Here is a 22,152-nt window from a genome sequence, read left to right on the forward strand (position 1 = left end):
CTTTTCGTTTTATTCCAGCAGCGCAGCGGCCACCAGTTTCTGCGTATAGGGATGCTCCGGCGCATCCAGCACACGCTCGACCGTCCCGGTCTCGAGGATCGCCCCGTCCTTCATCACGATGACCTGGTGCGCCATGGCGCGGATCACTTCGACGTCGTGGGTGATCAGCAGGTAGCTCAGGCCCCGCTCGCGCTGCAGGCGCTGCAGCAGGCCCAGCACCTGCTTCTGGATCGTCACGTCGAGCGCGCTGGTCGGCTCGTCGAGCACCAGCAGCTGCGGATCGACGATCAAGGCGCGCGCAATCGCGAGCCGCTGCCGCTGGCCGCCCGAGAACTCGTGCGGATAGCGATCGAGCAGCGCGGGAAACTGCGCCTCGGTCAGCCCCACGTCCGCCAGCGCCGCAAGCGAGCGGGCCCTGCGCGCGTTCGTGTCGAGTTCCGGCGCGTGGACGCGCAACCCCTCCCCCACGATCTGCTCGACCGTCATGCGCGGCGAGAGCGAGGAGAACGGGTCCTGGAACACCACCTGCATCGTGCGGCGAAGGGCCAGGTCCGATGCGCGATCGACCGCCCATCCCTTGCCGTCCACCTTCAGCTCGCCCCGATGCTTCAGGAGCCCGAGCGCCGCAAGGGCCAGCGTCGACTTGCCCGACCCCGATTCGCCGACAACGCCCAGCGTCTCACCCGGCACGATGCGGAAATCGGCGCCCTGCACCGCAATGAATTCGCCCTTGCGGAACCAGCCGGCAAAGCCCGGCTTCGGCACCGGATAGCTCACACGCAAGGCCTTGGCTTCGAGCAGCGGCGCGGCATCGGCCCGCGCTGCCACTGCCGCCACGTCGCGCTCCGGATGGCTGTCGATCAGCTTGCGGGTGTAGGCATGCTGCGGGGCGTCGAACACGGTGGCCACGGCGCCGTGCTCGACGATGTGGCCGTTCTCCATCACGGCCACGCGGTCGGCGAAGCGGCGCACGAGGTTCAGGTCATGGGTGATCAGCAGCACGGCCATGCCGTACTTGCGCTGCAGGTCGGCCAGCAGTTCGAGGATCTGCGCGCGCACCGTGACGTCGAGCGCGGTGGTCGGCTCGTCGGCCAGCAGGAGACGCGGCTTGCAGGCGAGCGCCATCGCGATCATGGCGCGCTGGCGCTGTCCGCCCGAGAGCTGGTGCGGGAACGACCGCGCCCGCCGCGCCGGCTCGGGAATGCCGGTATCGGCCAGCAGCTGGACGGCCGCCGCTTGCGCCGCGCGGGCCGACAGCCCCTCGTGCAACTCGAGCACCTCGGAGATCTGGTCGCCCACGCTATAGAGCGCATTGAGCGCGGTCATCGGCTCCTGGAAGATCATCGCGATCTCCTTGCCGCGGATGCCGCGCAGCTCGCGCTCCGGGATCGCCAGCAGGTCGCGCGCATTCCCGCTCTGCGAGCGCTCCGGGCCGAAGAGCCTGGCCACGCCTGTGAGATCAGCGTTCTGCACAAGGCGCAGCAGCGACAGCGCCGTGACGGTCTTGCCTGAGCCAGATTCGCCGACGAGCGCGAGCTTCTCGCCCTCGGCGATCTGGAAGTCGATGCCGTGCACGACCTCCTTGCCGCTGAACGCGACGCGCAGGCCTTTCACGTCGACCAAAGGCTGGTTCTTTGTTGTCGTGTCGTTCACTTGTCGGCCTTCCGCGGATCGAGTGCATCGCGCAGCGCGTCGCCCATGAAGGTCAGCAGCATCAGCGTGACGACCAGCACGCCGAAGGTGGAAAGCGAGATCCACCAGGCGTCGATGCTCGATTTGCCCTGGTTCAGCAATTCGCCCAGCGACGGTGTGCCCGGCGGCACCCCGAGGCCGAGGAAGTCGAGCGAGGTCAGCGCCAGGATCGCCGCGCTCATGCGGAACGGCAGCAAGGTGACGACAGGCACCATGCTGTTGGGCAGGATATGGCGCCACATGATCTGCAGGTTGCTCACACCGAGCGCGCGGGCAGCACGCACGTAGTCCATCTGGCGATTGCGTAGGAACTCGGCGCGCACGTAGTCGGACAGGGCCATCCAGCCGAACAGGCTCAGCAGGATCAGCAGCAACGTCACGCTCGGCTTGAAGATGGCGCTGAAGATGATCAGCAGGTAGAGCTCCGGCATCGAGCCCCAGATCTCGATGAAGCGCTGGAACGCCAGGTCGATCCTGCCCGCGAAGTAACCCTGGACCGCGCCGGCCGCCACGCCCAGCACCGTGCCGATGACCGTCAGCGCGAGCGCGAACAGCACGCTCACGCGAAAGCCGTAGATCAGCTGGGCCAGCAGGTCGCGGCCGCGATCGTCGGTGCCGAGCCAGTTGTCGGCCGAGGGAGCCGCCGGACTCGGCGCCTTGGCGAAATAGTTCAGCGTCTTGGCGCCGTAGGTGTTGGGCGCGAAGACCGCCCAGTTGTCGCCGGCGGTGATCCGCTCGCGGATGAAGGGGTCCAGATAGTCGGCAGGTGTCTCGAAGTCGCCGCCGAACGTCTTTTCGGAATAGTCGCGCAGCACGGGGAAATAGGTCTGGCCCTGGTAGCGCACGATCAGCGGCTTGTCGGTGGACAGCACCTCGGCAAAGAGGCTCAGCAGCACCATCAGCGTGAAGAGCACCAGGCTCCAGTAGCCGAGCCGGTTGCGCTTGAAGCGCATCCAGGCGCGGCGGCCGGGCGAGATGTGCGGGGCCGTCTCAGTCGAATTTGACACGCGGGTCCACCCAGACATAGCAGAGATCGGAAATCAGCTTGGTCACCAGGCCGATCAGCGTAAAGATGTAGAGGGTGCCCAGCACCACGGGGTAGTCGCGCCGGATCACGCTTTCGTAGCCCAGCAGGCCCAGCCCGTCGAGCGAGAACAGCGTCTCGATGAGCAACGACCCTGCGAAGAACGAGCCGATGAAGGCCGCCGGCAGCCCGGTAATGATGGGAATGAGCGCATTGCGGAACACATGCTTCCAGAGCACCTGCCGCTCGCCCAGCCCCTTGGCGCGCGCGGTCAGCACGTACTGCTTGCGGATCTCCTCGAGAAACGAGTTCTTGGTCAGCATGGCCGTCACCGCGAAGCTGCCGAGCACCATGGCCGTGACCGGCAAGGTGATGTGCCAGAGGTAGTCGACGATGCGGGCACCCCAGCTGAGCTCATCCCAGTTCGAGGAGGTCAGCCCGCGCAACGGAAACCACTGCAGCTGCCCCCCGAAAATCACCAGCAGCGCCACGCCCAGCACGAAGCCCGGAATGGCATAGCCGATCAGCACGATCAGCGTGGTGACGAGGTCGAAGCGCGAGCCTGCGCGCACCGCCTTGGCCACGCCCAGCGGCACGGCCACGCCGTAGCTGATGAAGAAAGTCCAGAGGCCGAGGCTGATCGACACGGGCAGCTTCTCGAGAATCAGCGTCCACACGTCCTTGTTCTGGAAAAAGCTCTTGCCCAGATCGAAGCGCGCGAACTGCCCGAGCATCTGCCAGAGTCGCTCGTGCGGCGGCTTGTCGAAGCCATACAGCGCCTTGATCTGCTCCACGCGCTTGGGATCGACGCCCTGGTTGCCCCGGTAGGAGCCGCCGCCCGACTCGAAGCCTCCGCCTCCGCCGGCGACGCCCGCGGTTTTCGCCTCAGCCAGGTATTGCTCCACCGGCCCCCCGGGCACGAACTGGATGACGAGGAAGGTGACCAACAGCACGCCCAGCAACGTGGGAATGAACAGCAGCAGTCGCTTGAGGACATAGGAGAGCATGGCGGCGGTCTTTCTCTTCTATGGTTTCTTCGGCGGCTTGGCCCACCAGGTGCCCATGATCCAGCCCTCGGCAGCGGCGTACGGCGGCATCGGCGCCTTGAACGCCAGTCGCCAGTCGTCGTACACGACACGGTGCGAACTCAGCGTCCACTGGGGAATCAGGTAGTGGCTGTGCATGATGACCCGGTCCAGCGCCCGGCAGGCGGGCAGCAGGTCGGCCTTGGTGTCGGCATCGACGATGTGCTTGAGCAAGGCATCGACCGCCGGCGTGGACACGCCCATGTAGTTGCCCGAGCTCTCCGTCTTGGCGGCCTTGCTGCCGAAGATCTCGAGCAGTTGCTGGCCCGGGTTGTTGGTGCCGGGGAAATTGATGGTGGTGATGTCGAATTCGAACCGGTCGAGCCGCTCCTGGTAGAGCGCGAAATCGACGGACGAGAAGTTGAGCGTGATGCCAAGCTTCTCGAGATTGCGGACCCACGGCGACACCGTGCGTACGCCACCTTCCCTGCTGTCCAGGTACTCCAGCGTCATGGCCTCGCCCTTGGCGTTGCGCAGTGCGCCATCGCGGTATTCCCAGCCGGCCTCCTTGAGCAACTCGCGCGCACGGCGCAGGTTGCTGCGCAGCGACTGGTCCGCGCCCTCGGTCGTGGGCGGCGTGTACATCGGACCGAAACTCGCGTCGGGAATCTTGCCGCGCCAGGGTTCGAGCAAGGCCTTTTCCTCCGCCGAAGGCTGGCCTTGCGCTTCGCAGTCGGTGTTGCCGAACAGGTCTTTCACGCGCGGATAGCCGCCGTAGAACATCTGGCGGTTCATCCACTCGTAATCCAGCGCCAGCCCGAGTGCCTCGCGCACGCGCGGGTCCTTGAGCTTGCCCCGGCGGCTGTTGAGCACGTAGCTCTGGAAGCCCGCAGGCTTCTTGTGCTGGAACTCGTGCTTGATGAGCTCGCCGGTGTCGAAGCGCTTGCCGGTCACCCGCCGCGCCCAGTCGCCGGCCGAGTAGAAGCTCATCATGTCGAACTCGCCGGCCTTCAACGCCTCGAGGCGGGCCGTGTTGTCCTTGTAGATCTTGACGGTGATGCGGTCGAAGTTGGAACTGCCGCGGTTCACCGCGAGGTTGCGCCCCCAGTAGCCGGGGTCGCGCACGTAGGTGATGTCCTTGCCGAAGCGCACCGGTCCGATCTTGTAGGGGCCGCTGCCGATGGGAATGTCCATCACCACCTGGTCGAAGGGCTTGGCCTTGCCGTTCTCCATGCCCCACGCCCGGCTGAAGACCGGCAGGGCACCGACGATCAACGGCAGTTCGCGGTTCGGCGTCTTGAAGCGAAAGCGGATGGTGCGCGCGTCGAGCACGTCGGCGCCGTCGACCTCCTGCAGCAGCGTCTTGTAGCCCGGCGAGGCGAAGGGGCCGATCAGCGTGTCGTAGCTGTGCTTCACATCGGCGGCTTCGACCGGCTTGCCGTTGTGGAACTTCGCCTCGGGCCGCAGGCGAAAGGTCACGCTGCGGCGATCGGGGGCGACCGCCACGTCTTCTGCCAGCAGGCCATAGCCCGAGGCGGTTTCGTCCATCGAACCGGCCAGCAGCGACTCGAAGATCAGGCTGTCGAGGTAGGCCGGTGCCGTGCCCTTGATGGTGAACGGGTTGTACTTGTCGAAGGTGGAAACACGCAGGTTGCTGACCAGGCGCAGCTCGCCGCCCTTGGGCGCGTCGGGGTTGACGTAGTCGAAGGCGGTGAAGCCAGGGGCGTACTTCAGGTCATCCCAGAGTGCATATCCATGCGCCGCCCACACAGGAGCCGCACACACCAACAACCACCAGACCCGGAGAAACCGCATGCGAGAATTCTGCCCAAGATTTTCACAAGGCAACTTCATGGGCTTTCTTTCCGGCAAAAAACTGTTGATCACCGGTGTGTTGAGCAATCGCTCGATCGCTTACGGCATCGCCAAGGCGTGCCACGAACAAGGCGCGGAACTCGCCTTCAGTTATGTCGGCGAACGATTCAAGGACCGTATCACCGAATATGCCGCAGACTTCGGCTCGAAGCTGATTTTTGATTGCGACGTGGGCGACGACGCCCAGATCGACAAGCTCTTCGCCGACCTCGCCCAGACCTGGCCCAAGTTCGACGGCTTCGTCCACAGCATCGGCTTCGCCCCGCGCGAAGCCATCGCGGGCGACTTCCTGGACGGCCTCTCGCGCGAAGGCTTCCGGATCGCGCACGACATCAGCGCCTACAGCTTCCCGGCCATGGCCAAGGCCGCCCTGCCCTACCTCAACGACAAGTCGGCCCTGCTGACCCTGACCTACCTGGGCGCCGAACGGGCGCTGCCCAACTACAACACCATGGGCCTGGCCAAGGCCTCGCTCGAAGCCTCGGTGCGCTACACCGCCTCGTCGCTGGGCCCCAAGGGCATGCGCGTGAACGGCATCAGCGCCGGCCCGATCAAGACGCTGGCCGCGAGCGGCATCAAGGGCTTCGGCAAGATGCTGGCGGCCGTGGCCGACGCTTCGCCGATCCGCCGCAACGTGACGATCGAGGAAGTGGGCAACGTCGCGGCCTTCCTGCTGAGCGACCTGGCCAGCGGCGTGACGGCCGAGATCACCTACGTGGACGGCGGCTTCAGCAACGTCGTCGGGGGCATGGCGGAGTAAGCCTGCCCTCTTCCCGCAGGCTTGCAGCGATCGTCGAACGGTCGCTATCCGCGACTCATTTCATGGCACCGTGCTGAATCGACGTTCCCTCCTGCTCGCAGTCCTGGGCGTGGCCCTGGCCTCCCCAGCGCTTGCGCGCAACACTGCGCCCTCGCTGATGCTGGCCGACGTCTACCGTCCCGGCATGTCGCTGGCCGACTACTGGGTCAGCGAGAAATACGACGGCGTGCGCGGCTACTGGGACGGCAAGCAGCTCTGGACCCGCGGCGGCGAGCCCGTCGCGGCGCCCGCCTGGTTCATTGCGTCGCTGCCGAAGCAACCACTCGACGGCGAGTTGTGGGCGGGCCGCGGCCGCTTCTCGCATGCGGTATCCACCGCGCGCAGCCAGACGCCCAACGACGTCGCCTGGCGCGAGATGCGCTTCATGGTGTTCGACATGCCGGCACAGTCCGGCGACTTCACCACCCGTTTGGCAGCATTGCGCAAGCTGCTGCCGATCACCGATGCACCGTGGGTCGTCCTGGTGCCGCAAGAGCGCGCCACGACGCACGCCGAACTGCAGGCCCTGCTCGACAAGACGGTGAAGATGGGCGGCGAAGGGTTGATGCTGCACCGCGGCGGCTCGCTCTACCGCGGCGAGCGCAACAACGACCTGCTCAAGGTCAAGCCTTATGACGATGCCGAAGCCCGCGTGGTCGGCCACGTGACCGGCAAAGGCCGCAACAGCCATCGGCTGGGCGCCCTGGTCGTCGAGACGCCCGAGGGCAAGCGCTTCAAGCTAGGCAGCGGCTTGACCGATGCCGAGCGCGAGAACCCGCCCGCCATCGGCGCCTGGGTCACCTACCGCTTCAACGGCACGAATGCCAGCGGCCTGCCGCGGTTCGCGCGCTTCATGCGGGTGCGCGAAGACGCCCCGCACTCCTGAGCAAGATCAGCCCGCCCTGCGAACGCAGTCGGCGTAGTAGCGCTTCTTGCCCGTCTCGTCGACGCGCGCCACGAGGCCGTGGATGTCGGTCTCGAAGCCCGGGCACTGCAGGTTGAACTCGCGCGAGAACCTGAGGTAGTCGACGATCTTCTTGTTGAACACTTCGCCGGGAATCAGCAGCGGAATGCCCGGCGGGTATGGCGTGATCAGGCTGGTCGTGATGCGGCCTTCGAGCTCGTCGATTTCCACGCGCTCGGTCTTGCGGTGCGCGATGTGGGCGAAGGCGTCACTGGGCTTCATGGCCGGCGTGAGGTCGCTCAAATACATCTCGGTGGTCAGGCGCGCCACGTCGTAGCGGGCGTAGAGCTGGTGGATGTGCTGGCAAAGGTCGCGCAGGCCGAGGCGCTCGTAGCCGGGGTGATGTTGGCAGAACTCAGGGAGGATGCGCCACATCGGCTGGTTGCGCGCGTAGTCGTCCTTGAACTGCTGCAGCGCCGTGAGCAGCGTGTTCCAGCGGCCCTTGGTGATGCCGATGGTGAACATGATGAAGAAGCTGTAGAGCCCGGTCTTCTCCACGATCACGCCGTGCTCGGCGAGGAACTTGGTCACCACGCTGGCCGGAATGCCGGTCTCGGCGAAGTTGCCTTCAAGGTCGAGGCCGGGCGTGACGATGGTCGACTTGATCGGGTCGAGCATGTTGAAGCCGTCGGCCAGGTCGCCGAAGCCGTGCCAGTTGCGCGGGCTCTTCTTGTTCTTGGGCTTGGCGTCCTTCTCGCCCTTCATGATCCAGTCATCGGCGCGGCCGATGCCTTCGTCGACGAGCTTCTCGGGGCCCCAGACCTTGAACCACCACTCGTCCTTGCCGAATTCTTCTTCGACCTTGCGCATGGCGCGGCGGAAGTCGAGCGCCTCGAGGATGCTTTCTTCCACCAGCGCGGTGCCTCCGGGCGGCTCCATCATCGCGGCGGCCACGTCGCAGCTCGCGATGATCGCGTACTGCGGGCTGGTGGACGAATGCATCAGGTAGGCCTCGTTGAAGAGGTCGCGGTCGAGCGCGCGATTCTGCGAGTCCTGCACGAGCACATGGCTGGCCTGGCTGATGCCGGCCAGCAGCTTGTGGGTGGACTGCGTGGCGAACACCAGCGATTCCTTGGGCCGCACGCGGCGCTTGCCCATCGCGTGGTAGGCGCCGTAGAACGGGTGGAAGGCGGCGTGCGGCAGCCAGGCCTCGTCGAAGTGCAGCGTGTCGACGTAGCCGTCGAGCATGTTCTTGATGGTCTCGGTGTTGTAGATCACGCCGTCGTAGGTCGACTGGGTGAGCGTCATCACGCGTGGCTTGACCTTCTCGTGGTCCACGTCAGCCAGCAGCGGGTTGGCCTTGATCTTGGCCTTGATGGCGCTCTGCTCGAACTCGCTCTTCGGAATCGGGCCGATGATGCCGAAGTGGTTGCGCGTGGGCTTCATGAACACCGGAATCGCGCCGGTCATGATGATCGCGTGCAGGATCGACTTGTGGCAATTGCGGTCGACCACCACCACGTCGTCGGGCGCCACCGTGTGGTGCCACACCATCTTGTTGCTGGTGCTGGTGCCATTGGTCACGAAGAAGCAATGGTCGGCATTGAAGATGCGCGCCGCATTGCGCTCGCTGGCGGCCACCGGGCCGGTGTGGTCGAGCAGCTGGCCCAGTTCTTCCACCGCATTACAGACGTCGGCGCGCAGCATGTTCTCGCCGAAGAACTGATGGAACATGCGGCCCACCGGGCTCTTGAGAAACGCCACGCCGCCCGAGTGGCCCGGGCAGTGCCAGGAGTACGAGCCGTCTTCCGCATAGTCGATCAGCGCCCTGAAGAACGGCGGCTGCACGCCTTCGAGATAGGCCTTGGCCTCGCGGATGATGTGGCGCGCCACGAACTCCGGCGTGTCCTCGAACATGTGGATGAAGCCGTGGAGCTCGCGCAGGATGTCGTTCGGGATGTGGCGTGCGGTCTTGGTTTCGCCGTAGATATAGATCGGCACGTCCGCGTTCTTGCGCCGTACCTCGCCGATGAAGGTGCGCAGGTTCAGCACGGCCGGATCGAGGTCGGGGCCGACCGTGAATTCCTCGTCATCGATCGACAGGATGAAAGCGCTGGCGCGGCTTTGCTGCTGCGCGAACTGGCTCAGGTCGCCATAGCTCGTGACACCCAGCACCTCGAAGCCCTCGCTTTCGAAGGCCTGCGCGAGCGCGCGAATGCCGAGGCCCGAGGTGTTTTCGGAGCGGAAGTCCTCGTCGATGATGACGATGGGGAAGCGGAATTTCATGAGCGGGGCTCCGGACAGGCAATGAGGCGCGAAGTGTACGGAATTCAGATGAAGAATTTGGTCAGCCTGGTGCAAGACATTTGGGCGATGGCCGCATGAGGCACTCCCCTGGGGCCAGTACCCCTACGTGGGGCAAGCGCTTGGCGCCGTATGCCTCAGAATGGCGCGCATCGAACAAGCAAAACAAGGAGTTGTCATGGCGAATTCCACCATCTGGTGGCTGATCGCGGGAGCCGCCATCGTGGTCGAGCTGCTCTCGGGCACGGTCTACCTGCTCCTGCTGGCGGCCGGCTTCGCGGCAGCGGCCATTGCGGCACACCTGGGCTTCGGCACCATCACTCAATTGATCGTGGCCGCCGTGATCGGCGTGGGTGCCGTGCTGGTCTGGTACTCGATCCAGCGCAAGCGCCCGCGGGCAGCGGCCGCCGGCACCAACCGCGACGTGAATCTCGACATCGGCGAAAGCGTGCATGTCGATGCATGGAACCCCGACGGCACCGCCACCGTGCGCTACCGCGGTGCCCAATGGACCGTCGTGCAGCGCGCGGGGCATGCGCCTTCGACGGGCGAGCACCGCGTGGTCGAGGTGGTCGGCAGCCGCCTCGTCGTCGACAAGATCTAGTCAGTCAGAACTCAAGAACTCGGAACAAGGAAGAGCACCATGGAATTCTCGGTCCCCCTCATCATCCTGGTCATCGCGATCATCTTCATCAGCCAGTCGGTCAAGTTCGTGCCGCAGCAGAACGCCTGGGTGCGCGAGCGCCTGGGCAAGTACCACGGCACGATGACGCCCGGCCCCAATTTCCTGATCCCGTTCATCGACCGGGTGGCCTACAAGCACAGCCTGAAGGAAATCCCGCTCGACGTGCCGAGCCAGATCTGCATCACGCGCGACAACACCCAACTGCAGGTCGACGGCATCCTGTACTTTCAGGTGACCGACCCGATGCGCGCGAGCTACGGCTCGTCGAACTACATCGTGGCCGTGACGCAGCTCGCGCAAACATCGCTGCGCAGCGTGATCGGCAAGCTCGAGCTCGACAAGACCTTCGAGGAGCGCGACGTCATCAACGCCCAGGTGGTGGCCGCGATCGACGAAGCCGCGCTCAACTGGGGCGTGAAGGTGCTGCGCTACGAAATCAAGGACCTGACGCCGCCGAAGGAAATCTTGCTGGCCATGCAGGCGCAGATCACCGCCGAGCGCGGCAAGCGCGCGCTGATCGCGGCATCGGAAGGCCGCCGCCAGGAGCAGATCAACATCGCAACCGGCGAGCGCGAGGCCTTCATCGCCCGCTCCGAAGGTGAAAAGCAGGCCCAGATCAACAACGCGCAGGGCGAGGCAGCCGCCATTACCGCGGTGGCTACGGCCACTGCGGACGCCATCGAACGCGTGGCAGCGGCCATCCAGAAGCCCGGCGGCGAGCAGGCCGTGCAGCTCAAGGTGGCCGAGCGCGCAGTCGATGCCTACGGCAAGGTCGCAGCCGATTCCAAGACCACGTTGATCGTGCCGAGCAACATGACCGAGACGGCTGCGCTCATCGCCTCGGCGATGCGCATGGTCCAGGCCGGCAAGCCGTCGAATCCGAGCTGAGCGACTGCTATAATCGTGGGCTCAGGAGCGGTGGATGAGCGGTTTAAGTCGCACGCCTGGAAAGCGTGTGAGGGTTAATAGCCCTCCGCGGGTTCGAATCCCGCCTGCTCCGCCAGAGATTGATTGTTCGTGACCGTTCGCGAACATGCAGATAGCAAGAAGCCCAAGTCGCCACAAGCACTTGGGCTTTTTTGTCTTCCAGGGTGTCATATGACACGTTGCCTCGCAACAACCAGGGTCAGGCCCGCCGACGCGTTTGCCCGGCGGTACGATCCAAAGGTTTTACTTTCAAGCGCGAAAAATTCGCAAGGAGCCTCGATGGCCGGACAGACCCCGACGACGACGCGTGACAAGACCACCCTCGACAAGACGCTTCAAAAAAGCGAAGAAGTCGCAGCCGACGTGCAACGGGCTTCGGACAACCTGGCCGTGGTGAGCACGGTGCTTGAGCAGGAACTGCCTGACGAAGTCCAGGTCGGCGAGGTAGCACAGGCGATCGAACACACGAGCCAGCTCGAGGAAAAGCTGGCCAAGTCAGCGGAAAAACTGGCCGAGGTGAATGCCGCGCTGAGCGAAGAGATCGAAAAGCGCCTCGAAGTGACCGCCGAACGCGACGAGAGCCAGGCGCTGGCCGAAAAGCTCAAGGCAAAGATCCGCGCCGACGGCGCGGACTGAAGCAGCCCGAGAAGAACAACGTTCCCTCGGTCCGTCTCCCTTCTCCTACGCTGCGGCCGCGTTCAGCACGCTACGCTATTGGTTCTCAAAGCGAAACCAAGGCATGGCCCTCATCACGTTCCTCGTCGAGGACAACAAGACCATCAGAGACAACCTGGTCCCTGCACTGGAGGATCTGGTCAACGGCCGGGTGGTCGGCTTTGCCGAGACCGAGTCGGATGCGCTGGCATGGCTGGCGGCCCATCCGAATGACTGGCAACTCCTGATCGTCGACCTGTTCCTGAAAGAAGGCTCCGGCCTCGGCGTGCTGGCCGGCTGCAAGGCCCGCTCGGCGGGCCAGCGGGTCGTGGTGCTGAGCAACTACGTGACCGTGGACATCCGGGCCCGCTGCGAAGCGCTGGGGGCCGACGCGGTGTTCGACAAGTCGCGCGATCTCGATGCCTTCATCGAGTACTGCAACACCGACCGCCCCTCGGGCCTCGCCACACTCTGACGACGCCTCAATCGCAGGGCATCATGAAAAAAGGGCCCGAAGGCCCTTTTCTTTTTAGCAGACAAGCCGCGCGACATGCGCGACTGCCAATGCGCTTCAGCGCACCACGGCGATCTGCGTGCGCACGCCACCCTTGTACGTGAACAAGGTCAGCGCGCCGTTCTTGATGTCGCCCTTTTCGTCGAAGGCGATCGGGCCGGTCACGCCCTTGTATTGCAGCTTGCCGATTTCGGGCAGGTACTTTTCCGGTTCCGACGAACCGGCCTTGACCATGGCTTCGGCCAGCACGTTGACCGCGTCATAGACGTACGGTGCATAGATCTGCACTTCGACGCCGTTCTTGGTCTTGAACCTGGCCTTGAAGTCTTCCAGCGGCTGCTTGAAATCGCCGTCGACACCGCCGGCTTCAGCGCAGACCACCATGTCTTCGCCGATGGCATCCCCAGCCAGCTTCGGCAGTTCGCCGGTGCACAGGCCGTCGCCGCCCATGAACTTGACGTTCAGGCCGAGTTGCTTGACCTGCTTGAGCATCGGGCCGCCGACGGCGTCCATGCCGCCGAAGAACAGGACGTCGGGCTTGGCAGCCTTCAGCTTGGTCAGGATGGCGTTGAAGTCGGTCGACTTGTCGGTGGTGAACTCGTGGCCCACGATGGTGCCGCCTGCGGCCTTGGCGGCCTTCTCGAATTCTTCGGCAACGCCTTGGCCGTAAGCCGTGCGGTCGTCGATCACGGCGATGTTCTTGCCCTTGAGCGTGTCGACGGCGTACTTGCCGAGCGTGCCGCCCAGTTGCGTGTCATCGGCCACCACGCGGAACGTGGTCTTGAAGCCTTGGCGCGTGTACTTGGGGTTGGTTGCCGACGGCGAGACCTGCGGAATGCCGGCGTCGCTGTAGAGCTTGGAAGCGGGAATGGTGGTGCCCGAATTCAGGTGACCGACCACGCCGTTGACCTTTTCGTCGACCAGCTTCTGGGCAACGGCCGTGCCTTGCTTCGGATCGCCGGCATCGTCTTCAGGCACCAGCACGAACTTGGCAACCTTGTCGCCGATCTTGAGGCCCTTTGCATTCAGGTCTTCGATGGCCATCTTGGCGCCGAACTCGTTGTCCTTGCCGAGGTGGGCAATGGGACCGCTGGTCGGGCCGACGTGACCGATCTTGACGACCAGTGCATCGGCAGGAGGTGCTGCGGGTGCGGGGGCGGCCGCCGTGGGCGCCGGCGTTGCAGCGGGTGCAGCAGCTTCTTCTTTCTTGCCGCAAGCCACCAGCGTGAGTGCAGCCAGTGCGACCGCAGTCCATTTCAATTGCATGGGAAACCTCCAGAACTTGGATGAGAACAATAAAAAACCGGTCGTGTGATCCGGGCGCGCAGACCTCGCAAGTTTCGCGCCGCAGACCAGCGGCACCCTCACGCCATTCCGACCTGCGGCGCAGTTTAGCCGAGGATTTATGCGCCGGAAGCTGGCGTAGACCCTGTGTTTTCGGAGAGTTCGGCGGCCATGGATTCGATCACCAGCGCGCGCAGAACGGCCTCGATTTCACCGCGCAGGCGCGGCACCATGTCGTCGAGTTGCTGCTGGACGGCGGCGGACACCGCGTCGCTCAATCGCTCTTCGAGAGAGAGGTCGACGCGCTGCAGTACACGGTGCAGGAGCTGCTCTTCGAGGCTGACGATTTCGGCCTGCGTGAGCTGCGCCGCGGGTGGCAATGCGACCGCGCTGGCCGCATCGGGCTGTGGCACCGGCGCATCGGACGGCTCGGGGCTCGCGGGCTCCGCCGGGATATCGAGCACCGTGGTCAGGGTGGGGACGAAGCGGGGCGGCGTGCGCAGCGTGCTGGCCATATCAGGAAGCGCTCCTTGCGAAGTCGTGCGGCTGGATGGTGTAGCCGCGGTCGGCGTAATGGCGCCAGCGCGAGCGGCCGATCTGCCGGTCGTTGGGCTCGTCGCTCACGATGTCGATCAGCCGCTCGAAGCGCTCGAACCCGGCGGGCACTTCCAGGCCCAGGTTCACCAGCATCTCGCGGTGCGGCAGCGATGCCGCATCGGCGCCCTCCGAAGAAAGGATCACAGGCGAACGGGCCACCACGTGGGCTTGCGCATCGCCGCGGCAGTGCGCGACGAAGTCGACGGGCGACAGTTGCCAGAGCGCGGCATCGACCGCGTCGAGCGCCTCTGCATCGCCGACGACCACCACCCGCAGCCCGCGCGCATTCACCGCCTTGCGAACGAGCCGGCAAGCGTAGTTCAGCTTGTCGGGCGCGTTGAAGTGGAAGCCGATTTCCGTCACTTCGGGGACCGGGCCTTGCGTGCCGAGGCCTTGGGCTCCGTCTTGGCTTTGACCTTGGGCGTCGCGGTGGCGGCCTTGTCGGCCGCGCGGGTCGTCAGGTAGGACACCAGCAGCCCCACGGGTCGGCCCGTCGAGCCCTTGGCGGCCCCGCTCTTCCAGGCGGTGCCTGCGATGTCCAGGTGCGCCCAGGGGAAGTCGCCGACAAAGCGCTGCAGGAACTTCGCCGCGACGACCGCACCGCCGGCACGCCCGCCGATGTTGGCCACGTCGGCGAAGTTGCTCTTGAGGCCTTCGGCGTACTCGTCGTCCAGCGGCAGGCGCCAGCAGCGATCCTGCGATTGCTCGCCGGCCGCCTGGAGCGCCGCGGCCAGCGGCTCGTCGCTCGCGAACATGCCGCTGCGCACACCACCGAGCGCGATCACGCAGGCCCCGGTGAGCGTGGCAATGTCGATCACCGCGGCCGGTTCGAAGCGCTTGGCATAGGTCAGCGCATCGCACAGGATGAGCCGGCCCTCGGCGTCGGTGTTGAGCACCTCGATGGTCTGCCCGCTCATGCTGGTGACCACGTCGCCGGGCTTGACGGCCTTGCCATCGTTCATGTTCTCGCACGAGGGGATGAGGCCGACCACGTTGATCGCCGGCTGGATCTCGCCGAGCGCGCGGAAGGTGCCCAGCACGCTCGCGGCGCCGCACATGTCGAACTTCATCTCGTCCATCTCGGCCGCGGGCTTGAGCGAAACGCCGCCGGTGTCGAAGGTGATGCCCTTGCCAATCAGCACCACCGGCGCCTGGTCCTTGGGCGCACCCTGGTAGCGCAGCACGATGAAGCGCAGCGGTTCGGCCGAGCCCTGCGCCACCGCGGCGAAGGAGCCCATGCCCAGCTTCTCGACTTCCTTGGGCCCGAGCACCTCGCACTTGATGTTGTCGAGCTTGGCCAGCCCCTTGGCGGCTTCGGCCAGCAGCGTGGGCGTGGCGTGGTTGGCGGGGCGGTTGCCCCACTCCTTGGCCAGCTCGATGCCCAGCACGGTGGCGCGGGCCTCGTCGAAGGCCTTTCCAGCGCCGGCTGCATCGGCCACGCCGATGGTCAGGTGGCGGATGCTGCGCGCCTCGGCCTTCGACTTGGTGGTCGTGTAGACATAGCTGGCATCGGCCGCGGCCGAGACGGCACTGGCCACTGCGGCGCCGTCGGCCGGCTGGGCAAAGACGACAACGGCCCGCTTGGGCCGATGCACCTTGGCCGCGTTGACCGCCGCGATCACGCCGCTGCGCACCGACGCGGGCTTGCCGTCGCCGATGGCCGCGAGCACGACGCGGGAGGCCACGACGTCGTCGGGACGGTAGAGTGAGAGGAGCTTGCCGGCCTTGTCGGGCAGGTCGCCGGCCTTGCGGGCGCTGGCGGCCAGCACGGAAAGTGAGTCTTTGGAGGTGAGGGCCGCGCTGCCGACGAGCACGATGAGGACGTCGGATTTTTCGGCCGCGGCCTGGGCGATGGTGAGGGGCTTGAGTTGAAAGTCCATAATCCTTTTTTTCCTCGAACGATGTTATTCCATTCTTCCCTACGCAAGGAGCTGTCGCGCAGCTTCGGAGCGACCCTCGTGGTTCTGGTCACCATCGTGATGACCATGATGCTCATCCGTACCCTCGGGCTCGCGTCCAAGGGCAGTGTGAATCCGGCCGATGTCTTCATCGTCATGGCGTACACGGTGCTGGGCTACATGCCGACCATCCTGAGCCTGAGCCTTTTCATCGCCATCGTTGGCACCCTCTCGCGCATGTACCGGGACAGCGAAATGGTGATCTGGTTCTCCAGCGGCCGGGGACTCACCGATTTCGTCGAGCCGCTGTTTCGCTTCGCCTGGCCGGTGCTGATCCTGATCGCTGCGATGGCGCTGGTGGGCTGGCCCTGGGCCAACTCGCAGACCATCGGCATGCGTCAGCAGTACGAGCAGCGCAGCGACGTCGAACGCGTCACGCCCGGCGAATTCCGTGAGTCGTCGGGCCGGATGCGCGTCTTCTTCATCGACAAGGACACGCCGGACGGCGCCACCGCCACCAACGTCTTCATCTGGGCGATCGAGCGCGGCCTGCAGATCACCACCTCGGCGCGCAGTGGCCGCATCGAGGACGTGGGCCCCAACCGCTTCCTGATGCTGAGCAACGGCCAGCGCCTGGAGCGCCCGCTGCTGCCGACATCGGGCCTCAAGATCAGCGAGTTCAAGACCTACGGCACCCGCGCCGGCGGCAGCTCCGACGCCACCGCCAACACCACGCCGCCGCGCGCCCGCACCACCCTGTCGCTGCTGCGCGACCGCAGCAGCGCGAGCCTGGGCGAGCTGGGCTGGCGCATCGGCATGCTGCTGGCCGCCATCAACTTCGTGCTGCTGGCGCTGACTGTCTCGAGCGTCAATCCGCGCGTGGGACGCAGCGGCAACCTGCTGTTCGCGCTGTTCGCGTTCGTCATCTACTACAACCTGCTGAACCTCGGCCAGAGCTGGGTCAGCTCCGGTCGCTACGGCATGGGCAGCTTCATGCTCCTGCTGCACGGTGGGGTCTTCCTCATCGGTACGACGTGGCTGATGCTGCGTAACAACAACTGGGGGCAGCGAAAGAAACACGCACGCGTGATCGCCGGCGGCCTGCCGACCCCGCAGCCACAGCCCCCAAAGATCGATCCCATTTCGTGAAAACCATAAGACGCCTGATCTACGTCGAGGCACTGAAGGCGGTGGCCTTCGTGACGCTCGGCTTCCTGAGCCTGTTCTTCTTCTTCGACTTCGTCGACGAGCTGCAATCCGTAGGCAAGCCCGAAAGCCTCGCCTATGGGCCGATGCAGGCGCTGATCTACGTGGCTCTGCTGATTCCCAGCCACCTCTACGAGCTGCTGCCGATCACCGTGCTGATCGGCTGCATCTTCGTGATGGCGCGCCTCGCGCAGAGCTCCGAATACACCATTCTGCGCACCAGCGGCCTGGGCCCGTGGCGCGCGTTGCGCACGCTGCTGCTGCTCGGTCTGGGCTTCGTCATCCTGACCTTCGCCGTGGGCGACTACATCGCGCCGCTGTCGGGGCGCACCGGCCAGCTGTTCAAGTCGCGCTACCAGGCCCCCTACACGCTGGTGGGCAACACCGGCGCCTGGCTCAAGGAGAAGCGCGACAACATCTCCTATGCGGTGAACGTGCTGTCGATCTCGCGCGACGGCACGCTGCAGAACGCGCGTATCTTCGAATTCGATGCCAACGGCTATGTGAGCAAGCAGTTGGTCGCCAAGTCCGCCCGCATCCTTGACGGGCACTGGGCGCTGGCGGACGTCGAGAAGCAGGACTACGACACGCGCAGCGCCGCCGACAAGGCCCGCATCGTCACCACCGAAATCCCGAAGATGGACTGGCCCACTTCGCTCACCGCCGAAATGGTGTCCGTGGCGCTGCTGCGGCCGGACCGCATGAGCACGATCGACCTGTTCGACTACATCCGCCACCTGGATGCCAACGGCCAGACCGCGCAGCGCTACGAGATCGAGTTCTGGCGCAAGGTGTTCTATCCGCTCTCGTGCCTGGTGATGGTGGTGCTCGCCCTGCCCTTCGCCTACCTGCACTTCCGTCAGGCCGGCATCACGACCTACGTGTTCGGCGGCGTGATGATCGGCATCAGCTTCTTCCTGCTGAACAACGTGTTCGGCTACCTCGGCAACCTCAGCAACTGGTCGCCGTGGCTTACGGCGGCGGCGCCGGGGCTCATCTACTCGGTGATGTCGTTGACGGCCTTCAGCTGGCTGGTTCTTCGAAGATGACCATGGCCGCCGGGATGCGCGGCATCGTGCTGCTGGCGCACGGCTCGCGCGACGAGCGCTGGCGCGAGCCCATCGAGGCGGTGGCTGCGCGGGTCCTGCAGGACGACCCCGCGGCCCGCGTCGTGTGCGCATACATGGAGCTGGCCACGCCAGATATTCATTCGGCCGCGGCAGGCCTGATTGCCGGCGGCGCCACCGCCATCCGCGTCGTTCCCCTGTTCCTCGGCATGGGCAAGCACGCCCGCGAAGACCTGCCGCTGCAGCTCGACACCCTCCGCAAGACCTGGCCGCAGGTCGATTTCTCGCTCGCCCGCATCGTGGGCGAGGAGCCCGAACTGGTCGAATTGCTGGCCAGAATTGCGGTCAAATCCTGAGATCCGGCAATTTCGATAGATTGAGAAGGCATAATGAATTCCGCAATAAGACGGAATTTGATATGAATCTGCACCAATTCAAGTTTGTTCAGGAAGCCGTGCGGCGCAACCTGAACCTCACCGAGGCCGCCAAGGCGCTCCACACCTCGCAGCCTGGCGTCTCCAAGGCGATCATCGAACTCGAGGAAGAGCTGGGCGTCGAGATCTTCGCGCGCCACGGCAAGCGCCTCAAACGCGTGACCGAGCCAGGCCAGCATGTCATCGCCAGCATCGAGCTCATCATGCGCGAGGTGGGCAACCTCAAGCGCATCGGTGAACAGTTCAGCGCGCAGGACAGCGGCACCCTCTCGATCGCAACCACCCACACGCAGGCGCGCTACGTGCTGCCGGTGCCCGTGGCCAACCTGCGCGAGGCGTACCCGAAGGTCAACGTGAGTCTGCACCAGGGCTCGCCCGACCAGGTGGCGCGCATGGTGATCGACGAAATCGCCGAGATCGGCATCGCCACCGAATCGCTCGACGGCTATGCCGAACTCGTGACCCTGCCCTGCTACGAATGGCAGCACGTGCTGGTGCTGCCCAAGGACCATCCGCTGGCCGGCAAGGAGCGCATCTCGCTCGAAGACCTGGCGCTCGAGCCGATCATCACCTACCACCCGTCGTTCACCGGCCGCACGCGCATCGACCACGCCTTCGCGCAGAAGAAGCTCACACCGCGCATCGCGCTCGAAGCGATCGACTCCGACGTGATCAAGACCTACGTGCGCCTGGGCCTGGGCGTGGGCATCGTGGCCGAGATGGCGGTGCGCGACGAGTCGAACGCCGACCTCGTGGTGCGTCCGATGGGCCATGTGTTCGGCCAGAATATTGCCCGTGTCGCGTTCAAGCGCAGCGCGTATCTGCGCAATTTCGTCTTCAAGTTCGCCGAGCTGCTGAGCGACCGGCTCGACCGCAACCTGATCGCCAAGGCCCTGAGCGGCCATCAACAAGACTACGAACTATGAGTACTGTGCTTTCCCCACGCACGCCCGAAATCACCACCAAACTGCCGGCTGTCGGCACCACCATCTTCACGGTCATGTCGGCGCTGGCCGCCGAGAAGAACGCGGTCAACCTCGGGCAGGGCTTTCCGGATTTCCACTGCGATCCGAAGCTGCTCGAAGACGTGACGGCCGCCATGGCCGCCGGCCACAACCAGTACCCGCCGATGCCGGGCATTCCCGCGCTGCGCGATGCCATCGCCGCCAAGATTTCCGCGCTCTACGGCCACAGCTACAGCGCCGCCACCGAGATCACCGTCACCGCGGGCGCAACGCAGGCCATCATCACCGCCATCCTGGCCATCGTGCGGCCCGGCGACGAGGTGATCGTGCTGGAGCCCTGCTACGACAGCTACGTGCCCAACATCGAACTGGCCGGCGGCAGCGTGGTGCGCGTGCCGCTCGTGCCGGGCACCTTCCGCCCCGACTTCGACAAGATCGCCGCGGCGATGAGCCCGCGCACCCGCGCGATCATCATCAACACGCCGCACAACCCGAGCGCCACGGTCTGGACCGCGGCCGAGATGCGCAAGCTCGAAGAGCTGCTCGCTGCGACCGACGTGTTCGTGATCGCCGACGAGGTCTACGAGCACATGGTGTTCGACGCCGCACGCCACGAAAGCGCGGCCCGCTTCCCGGGCCTTGCGGCGCGCAGCTTCATCGTCAGCAGCTTCGGCAAGACCTACCACGTGACCGGCTGGAAGGTCGGCTACGTGGCCGCCCCCGCGCCGCTGATGGCCGAGTTCCGCAAGGTGCACCAGTTCAACGTGTTCACCGTCAACACGCCGATGCAGCACGCGCTCGCGCAGTACATGGCCGAGCCGAAGCCGTATCTCGAACTGCCGGCGTTCTACCAGCGCAAGCGCGACCTGTTCGCCGCGGGCCTGGCCGAGAAGACGCGCTTCAAGCTGCTGCGCAGCGAAGGCAGCTACTTCCAGTGCGTCGACATCTCGGCCGTGAGCGATCTCTCCGAAGCCGACTTCTGCCTGTGGCTCACCGGCGAAATTGGCGTGGCGGCGATTCCGCTGTCGGCGTTCTACGGCAACGGCTTCGACCAGCGCGTGGTGCGCTTCTGCTTCGCCAAGAAGGACGAGACGCTGATCGCGGCGCTGGACCGGCTCGCGAAGCTCTGACGCCGGCACGATCCGTCCGGACGCAGCCATGACGATGAACCGGCCGCGCTGGATCCTGCTGGTGCTGGGCCTCTCGTTCCTCGTGGTCGGCGTGGCCGACGCCTTCGTGCCGCCGCTTCGCGGCAAGGACTACAGCGTGCTCGACGTGGTGCATGCGTTCCTGATCTCGGCGCTCTGCTACACGTGGTGCCGCGCCGAGGGCCTGGCGCGCGGCGTGATCCCGCCGGGCCGTTCGGCGCTGCTCGCAGGTGTCTTTCCGCTGCTGGGCATTCCGGTCTATTTCTTTCGCACGCGCCCCTGGCGACGGGCGCTGGTGTCCACGCTGGGGGCCGCAGGCTTCCTGGTCGTTGGCTTGCTGCTCGCGGCAGGCGGCACCCTGTTGACCGAGTCGGTGCGGGCCTGAGAGGATCGCTGGCATGAACTCCGTCCGCATCGTCAAGATCGTCTTCGACCTGGTCGGCGCGTCGATGCTTGTGGGCGCATGGCTGCTCCACCAGAACACCTCGGCGTTCATCGCCTCGGCCAGCAAGGCGCAGGGCGAGGTGATCGCATTGGAGTCCGTGGGAAGTTCGCGCCGCAACAGCTCGCCGACGTGGCGCCCGCGGGTTCGCTTCAAGGCGCCTTCGGGCGCGATCATCGAGTTCGCGCCGTCGAGCAGCAGCAACCCGCCCGCGTACAGCAAGGGCGAAGTCGTGGGGGTGTTCTTCAACCCGTCCAACCCGCAGGACGCCCGGCTCGACGGCTTCTTCGACCTCTGGGGCGGCGCGGCCATCGTCGGCGGGCTGGGCGCCGTGTTCCTGGCATTCGCCATCGGCATGCACTTCCTGCTCTCCGACGCAGCAGGCGCCAGGCGCCGACGTCCACGGTAGGACAGCCCTGACCGCCGAAGGGGCGGCTCTCCGGCCCTTCGCGCACCCCGGGACGATGAGCATCAAGGCTCGTTACAACAAACGTCCCAGGAGAAAACCATGTCCCTCTCGTTCATTCTGCTGATCGTCCTGATCCTGATATTGATCGGCGCGCTGCCGAGTTGGGGCTACAGCCGGTCCTGGGGCTACGGGCCCAGCGGCGGCCTCGGCCTCGTCGTGCTGATCGTCGTCATCCTGGTGCTGATGGGTCGCATATAGCGCCCGCGCTTCAATGAAGAAAGCCCGCTTCGCAGCGGGCT

Annotated in this window: 23 protein-coding genes and 1 tRNA gene; 15 read left to right on the plus strand and 9 right to left on the minus strand. The window is 65.4% G+C overall.

From position 1 onward, the window contains the following. Positions 1-9: 9 nt before the first annotated feature. From NU688_RS08220 to NU688_RS08235, 4 genes are read right to left on the minus strand one after another with little or no spacing between them, the layout of a single operon-like run. Positions 10-1,653, minus strand: a complete 1,644-nt coding sequence (locus tag NU688_RS08220) for an ABC transporter ATP-binding protein (protein ID WP_257860044.1) — start codon at positions 1,651-1,653, stop codon at positions 10-12. Then, positions 1,650-2,717 carry an ABC transporter permease gene (locus tag NU688_RS08225; RefSeq protein WP_257860045.1) on the minus strand — a complete coding sequence of 356 codons (1,068 nt, stop codon included), beginning with the start codon at positions 2,715-2,717 and terminating at the stop codon, positions 1,650-1,652. Before NU688_RS08225 ends, NU688_RS08220 begins: the two co-directional genes overlap by 4 nt. Continuing rightward, a complete protein-coding gene (locus tag NU688_RS08230) occupies positions 2,683-3,723 on the minus strand; it encodes a microcin C ABC transporter permease YejB (RefSeq protein WP_257860046.1) in 1,041 nt (346 codons plus the stop codon). Before NU688_RS08230 ends, NU688_RS08225 begins: the two co-directional genes overlap by 35 nt. A gap of 18 nt (positions 3,724-3,741) precedes the next feature. Beyond that, positions 3,742-5,556, minus strand: coding sequence for an extracellular solute-binding protein (locus tag NU688_RS08235; RefSeq protein WP_257860047.1), 1,815 nt, complete (start codon positions 5,554-5,556; stop codon positions 3,742-3,744). 37 nt (positions 5,557-5,593) lie between these two features. Between NU688_RS08235 and fabI the strand changes: the two genes are divergently transcribed. Both fabI and NU688_RS08245 read left to right on the plus strand, forming a co-directional pair. Continuing rightward, entirely contained in the window at positions 5,594-6,376 is a 783-nt protein-coding gene (gene fabI / locus NU688_RS08240) for an enoyl-ACP reductase FabI (RefSeq protein ID WP_257860048.1), read from the plus strand. Positions 6,377-6,446: 70 nt separating this feature from the next. Then, a complete protein-coding gene (locus NU688_RS08245) occupies positions 6,447-7,301 on the plus strand; it encodes a DNA ligase (RefSeq protein ID WP_257860049.1) in 855 nt (284 codons plus the stop codon). A gap of 6 nt (positions 7,302-7,307) precedes the next feature. Here NU688_RS08245 and NU688_RS08250 read toward each other — a convergent pair whose 3' ends face one another. Beyond that, complete coding sequence (locus NU688_RS08250; RefSeq protein ID WP_257860050.1) at positions 7,308-9,605, minus strand: arginine/lysine/ornithine decarboxylase; 2,298 nt, start codon at positions 9,603-9,605, stop codon at positions 7,308-7,310. Positions 9,606-9,801: 196 nt separating this feature from the next. Here NU688_RS08250 and NU688_RS08255 point away from each other — a divergent pair, with 196 nt between their 5' ends. From NU688_RS08255 to NU688_RS08275, 5 genes are all read left to right on the plus strand, one after another. Further along, positions 9,802-10,227, plus strand: coding sequence for an NfeD family protein (locus tag NU688_RS08255; RefSeq protein ID WP_206173517.1), 426 nt, complete (start codon positions 9,802-9,804; stop codon positions 10,225-10,227). Between the two features lie 39 nt (positions 10,228-10,266). Next, positions 10,267-11,196: an SPFH domain-containing protein gene (locus NU688_RS08260; protein ID WP_257860051.1), complete on the plus strand. Its 930-nt coding sequence runs from the start codon at positions 10,267-10,269 to the stop codon at positions 11,194-11,196. Positions 11,197-11,220: 24 nt separating this feature from the next. Further along, positions 11,221-11,311, plus strand: a tRNA-Ser gene (locus NU688_RS08265). A 203-nt stretch (positions 11,312-11,514) separates the two neighbouring features. After that, complete coding sequence (locus tag NU688_RS08270) at positions 11,515-11,871, plus strand: hypothetical protein (protein WP_257860052.1); 357 nt, start codon at positions 11,515-11,517, stop codon at positions 11,869-11,871. Between the two features lie 103 nt (positions 11,872-11,974). Next, positions 11,975-12,364 (plus strand): response regulator, encoded by a 390-nt coding sequence (locus tag NU688_RS08275; protein WP_257860053.1) that lies wholly within the window; start codon positions 11,975-11,977, stop codon positions 12,362-12,364. A gap of 96 nt (positions 12,365-12,460) precedes the next feature. Here NU688_RS08275 and NU688_RS08280 read toward each other — a convergent pair whose 3' ends face one another. The 4 genes from NU688_RS08280 to NU688_RS08295 all read right to left on the minus strand — a co-directional run bounded on the left by NU688_RS08280 (position 12,461) and on the right by NU688_RS08295 (position 16,164). Next, positions 12,461-13,669 carry a branched-chain amino acid ABC transporter substrate-binding protein gene (locus NU688_RS08280; RefSeq protein ID WP_198784029.1) on the minus strand — a complete coding sequence of 403 codons (1,209 nt, stop codon included), beginning with the start codon at positions 13,667-13,669 and terminating at the stop codon, positions 12,461-12,463. 137 nt (positions 13,670-13,806) lie between these two features. Beyond that, positions 13,807-14,202, minus strand: coding sequence for a hypothetical protein (locus NU688_RS08285; protein ID WP_257860054.1), 396 nt, complete (start codon positions 14,200-14,202; stop codon positions 13,807-13,809). A 1-nt stretch (position 14,203) separates the two neighbouring features. After that, entirely contained in the window at positions 14,204-14,647 is a 444-nt protein-coding gene (locus NU688_RS08290; RefSeq protein ID WP_257860055.1) for a DNA polymerase III subunit chi, read from the minus strand. After that, positions 14,644-16,164, minus strand: a complete 1,521-nt coding sequence (locus NU688_RS08295; protein ID WP_257860056.1) for a leucyl aminopeptidase — start codon at positions 16,162-16,164, stop codon at positions 14,644-14,646. Before NU688_RS08295 ends, NU688_RS08290 begins: the two co-directional genes overlap by 4 nt. 21 nt (positions 16,165-16,185) lie before the next feature. Between NU688_RS08295 and lptF the strand changes: the two genes are divergently transcribed. From lptF to NU688_RS08335, 8 genes are all read left to right on the plus strand, one after another. Further along, complete coding sequence (gene lptF, locus NU688_RS08300; RefSeq protein ID WP_257860057.1) at positions 16,186-17,331, plus strand: LPS export ABC transporter permease LptF; 1,146 nt, start codon at positions 16,186-16,188, stop codon at positions 17,329-17,331. Further along, the gene (lptG, locus tag NU688_RS08305; RefSeq protein WP_257860058.1) at positions 17,328-18,437 is read left to right on the plus strand and encodes an LPS export ABC transporter permease LptG; all 1,110 of its coding nucleotides are present in this window, start codon (positions 17,328-17,330) and stop codon (positions 18,435-18,437) included. Before lptF ends, lptG begins: the two co-directional genes overlap by 4 nt. Before the next feature lie 2 nt (positions 18,438-18,439). Then, entirely contained in the window at positions 18,440-18,811 is a 372-nt protein-coding gene (locus tag NU688_RS08310; protein ID WP_257860543.1) for a sirohydrochlorin chelatase, read from the plus strand. A gap of 62 nt (positions 18,812-18,873) precedes the next feature. Continuing rightward, positions 18,874-19,815, plus strand: coding sequence for a CysB family HTH-type transcriptional regulator (locus NU688_RS08315; protein WP_257860059.1), 942 nt, complete (start codon positions 18,874-18,876; stop codon positions 19,813-19,815). Continuing rightward, entirely contained in the window at positions 19,812-20,984 is a 1,173-nt protein-coding gene (locus tag NU688_RS08320; protein ID WP_257860060.1) for a pyridoxal phosphate-dependent aminotransferase, read from the plus strand. Before NU688_RS08315 ends, NU688_RS08320 begins: the two co-directional genes overlap by 4 nt. A 28-nt stretch (positions 20,985-21,012) precedes the next feature. After that, positions 21,013-21,387, plus strand: a complete 375-nt coding sequence (locus NU688_RS08325; protein ID WP_257860061.1) for a rard protein — start codon at positions 21,013-21,015, stop codon at positions 21,385-21,387. A 13-nt stretch (positions 21,388-21,400) separates the two neighbouring features. Beyond that, on the plus strand, positions 21,401-21,853 hold the full coding sequence (locus tag NU688_RS08330; RefSeq protein ID WP_257860062.1) for a DUF3592 domain-containing protein: 453 nt from the start codon (positions 21,401-21,403) through the stop codon (positions 21,851-21,853). 99 nt (positions 21,854-21,952) lie between these two features. Beyond that, positions 21,953-22,111: a DUF3309 family protein gene (locus NU688_RS08335; RefSeq protein ID WP_093239522.1), complete on the plus strand. Its 159-nt coding sequence runs from the start codon at positions 21,953-21,955 to the stop codon at positions 22,109-22,111. The last annotated feature ends 41 nt before the right edge of the window (positions 22,112-22,152 follow it).

Source organism: Variovorax sp. ZS18.2.2, assembly GCF_024701975.1.
Lineage (GTDB): Bacteria > Pseudomonadota > Gammaproteobacteria > Burkholderiales > Burkholderiaceae_C > Variovorax.

Coding starts and splice junctions, on each gene's coding strand:
- NU688_RS08225 (WP_257860045.1), bottom strand. CDS start 2,717: ATGTCTGGGTGGACCCGCGTGTCAAATTCGACTGAGACGGCCCCGCAC.
- NU688_RS08230 (WP_257860046.1), bottom strand. CDS start 3,723: ATGCTCTCCTATGTCCTCAAGCGACTGCTGCTGTTCATTCCCACGTTG.
- NU688_RS08235 (WP_257860047.1), bottom strand. CDS start 5,556: ATGCGGTTTCTCCGGGTCTGGTGGTTGTTGGTGTGTGCGGCTCCTGTG.
- fabI (WP_257860048.1), top strand. CDS start 5,594: ATGGGCTTTCTTTCCGGCAAAAAACTGTTGATCACCGGTGTGTTGAGC.
- NU688_RS08250 (WP_257860050.1), bottom strand. CDS start 9,605: ATGAAATTCCGCTTCCCCATCGTCATCATCGACGAGGACTTCCGCTCC.
- NU688_RS08255 (WP_206173517.1), top strand. CDS start 9,802: ATGGCGAATTCCACCATCTGGTGGCTGATCGCGGGAGCCGCCATCGTG.
- NU688_RS08260 (WP_257860051.1), top strand. CDS start 10,267: ATGGAATTCTCGGTCCCCCTCATCATCCTGGTCATCGCGATCATCTTC.
- NU688_RS08270 (WP_257860052.1), top strand. CDS start 11,515: ATGGCCGGACAGACCCCGACGACGACGCGTGACAAGACCACCCTCGAC.
- NU688_RS08275 (WP_257860053.1), top strand. CDS start 11,975: ATGGCCCTCATCACGTTCCTCGTCGAGGACAACAAGACCATCAGAGAC.
- NU688_RS08280 (WP_198784029.1), bottom strand. CDS start 13,669: ATGCAATTGAAATGGACTGCGGTCGCACTGGCTGCACTCACGCTGGTG.
- NU688_RS08285 (WP_257860054.1), bottom strand. CDS start 14,202: ATGGCCAGCACGCTGCGCACGCCGCCCCGCTTCGTCCCCACCCTGACC.
- NU688_RS08295 (WP_257860056.1), bottom strand. CDS start 16,164: ATGGACTTTCAACTCAAGCCCCTCACCATCGCCCAGGCCGCGGCCGAA.
- lptF (WP_257860057.1), top strand. CDS start 16,186: ATGTTATTCCATTCTTCCCTACGCAAGGAGCTGTCGCGCAGCTTCGGA.
- NU688_RS08310 (WP_257860543.1), top strand. CDS start 18,440: ATGGCCGCCGGGATGCGCGGCATCGTGCTGCTGGCGCACGGCTCGCGC.
- NU688_RS08315 (WP_257860059.1), top strand. CDS start 18,874: ATGAATCTGCACCAATTCAAGTTTGTTCAGGAAGCCGTGCGGCGCAAC.
- NU688_RS08320 (WP_257860060.1), top strand. CDS start 19,812: ATGAGTACTGTGCTTTCCCCACGCACGCCCGAAATCACCACCAAACTG.
- NU688_RS08325 (WP_257860061.1), top strand. CDS start 21,013: ATGACGATGAACCGGCCGCGCTGGATCCTGCTGGTGCTGGGCCTCTCG.
- NU688_RS08330 (WP_257860062.1), top strand. CDS start 21,401: ATGAACTCCGTCCGCATCGTCAAGATCGTCTTCGACCTGGTCGGCGCG.
- NU688_RS08335 (WP_093239522.1), top strand. CDS start 21,953: ATGTCCCTCTCGTTCATTCTGCTGATCGTCCTGATCCTGATATTGATC.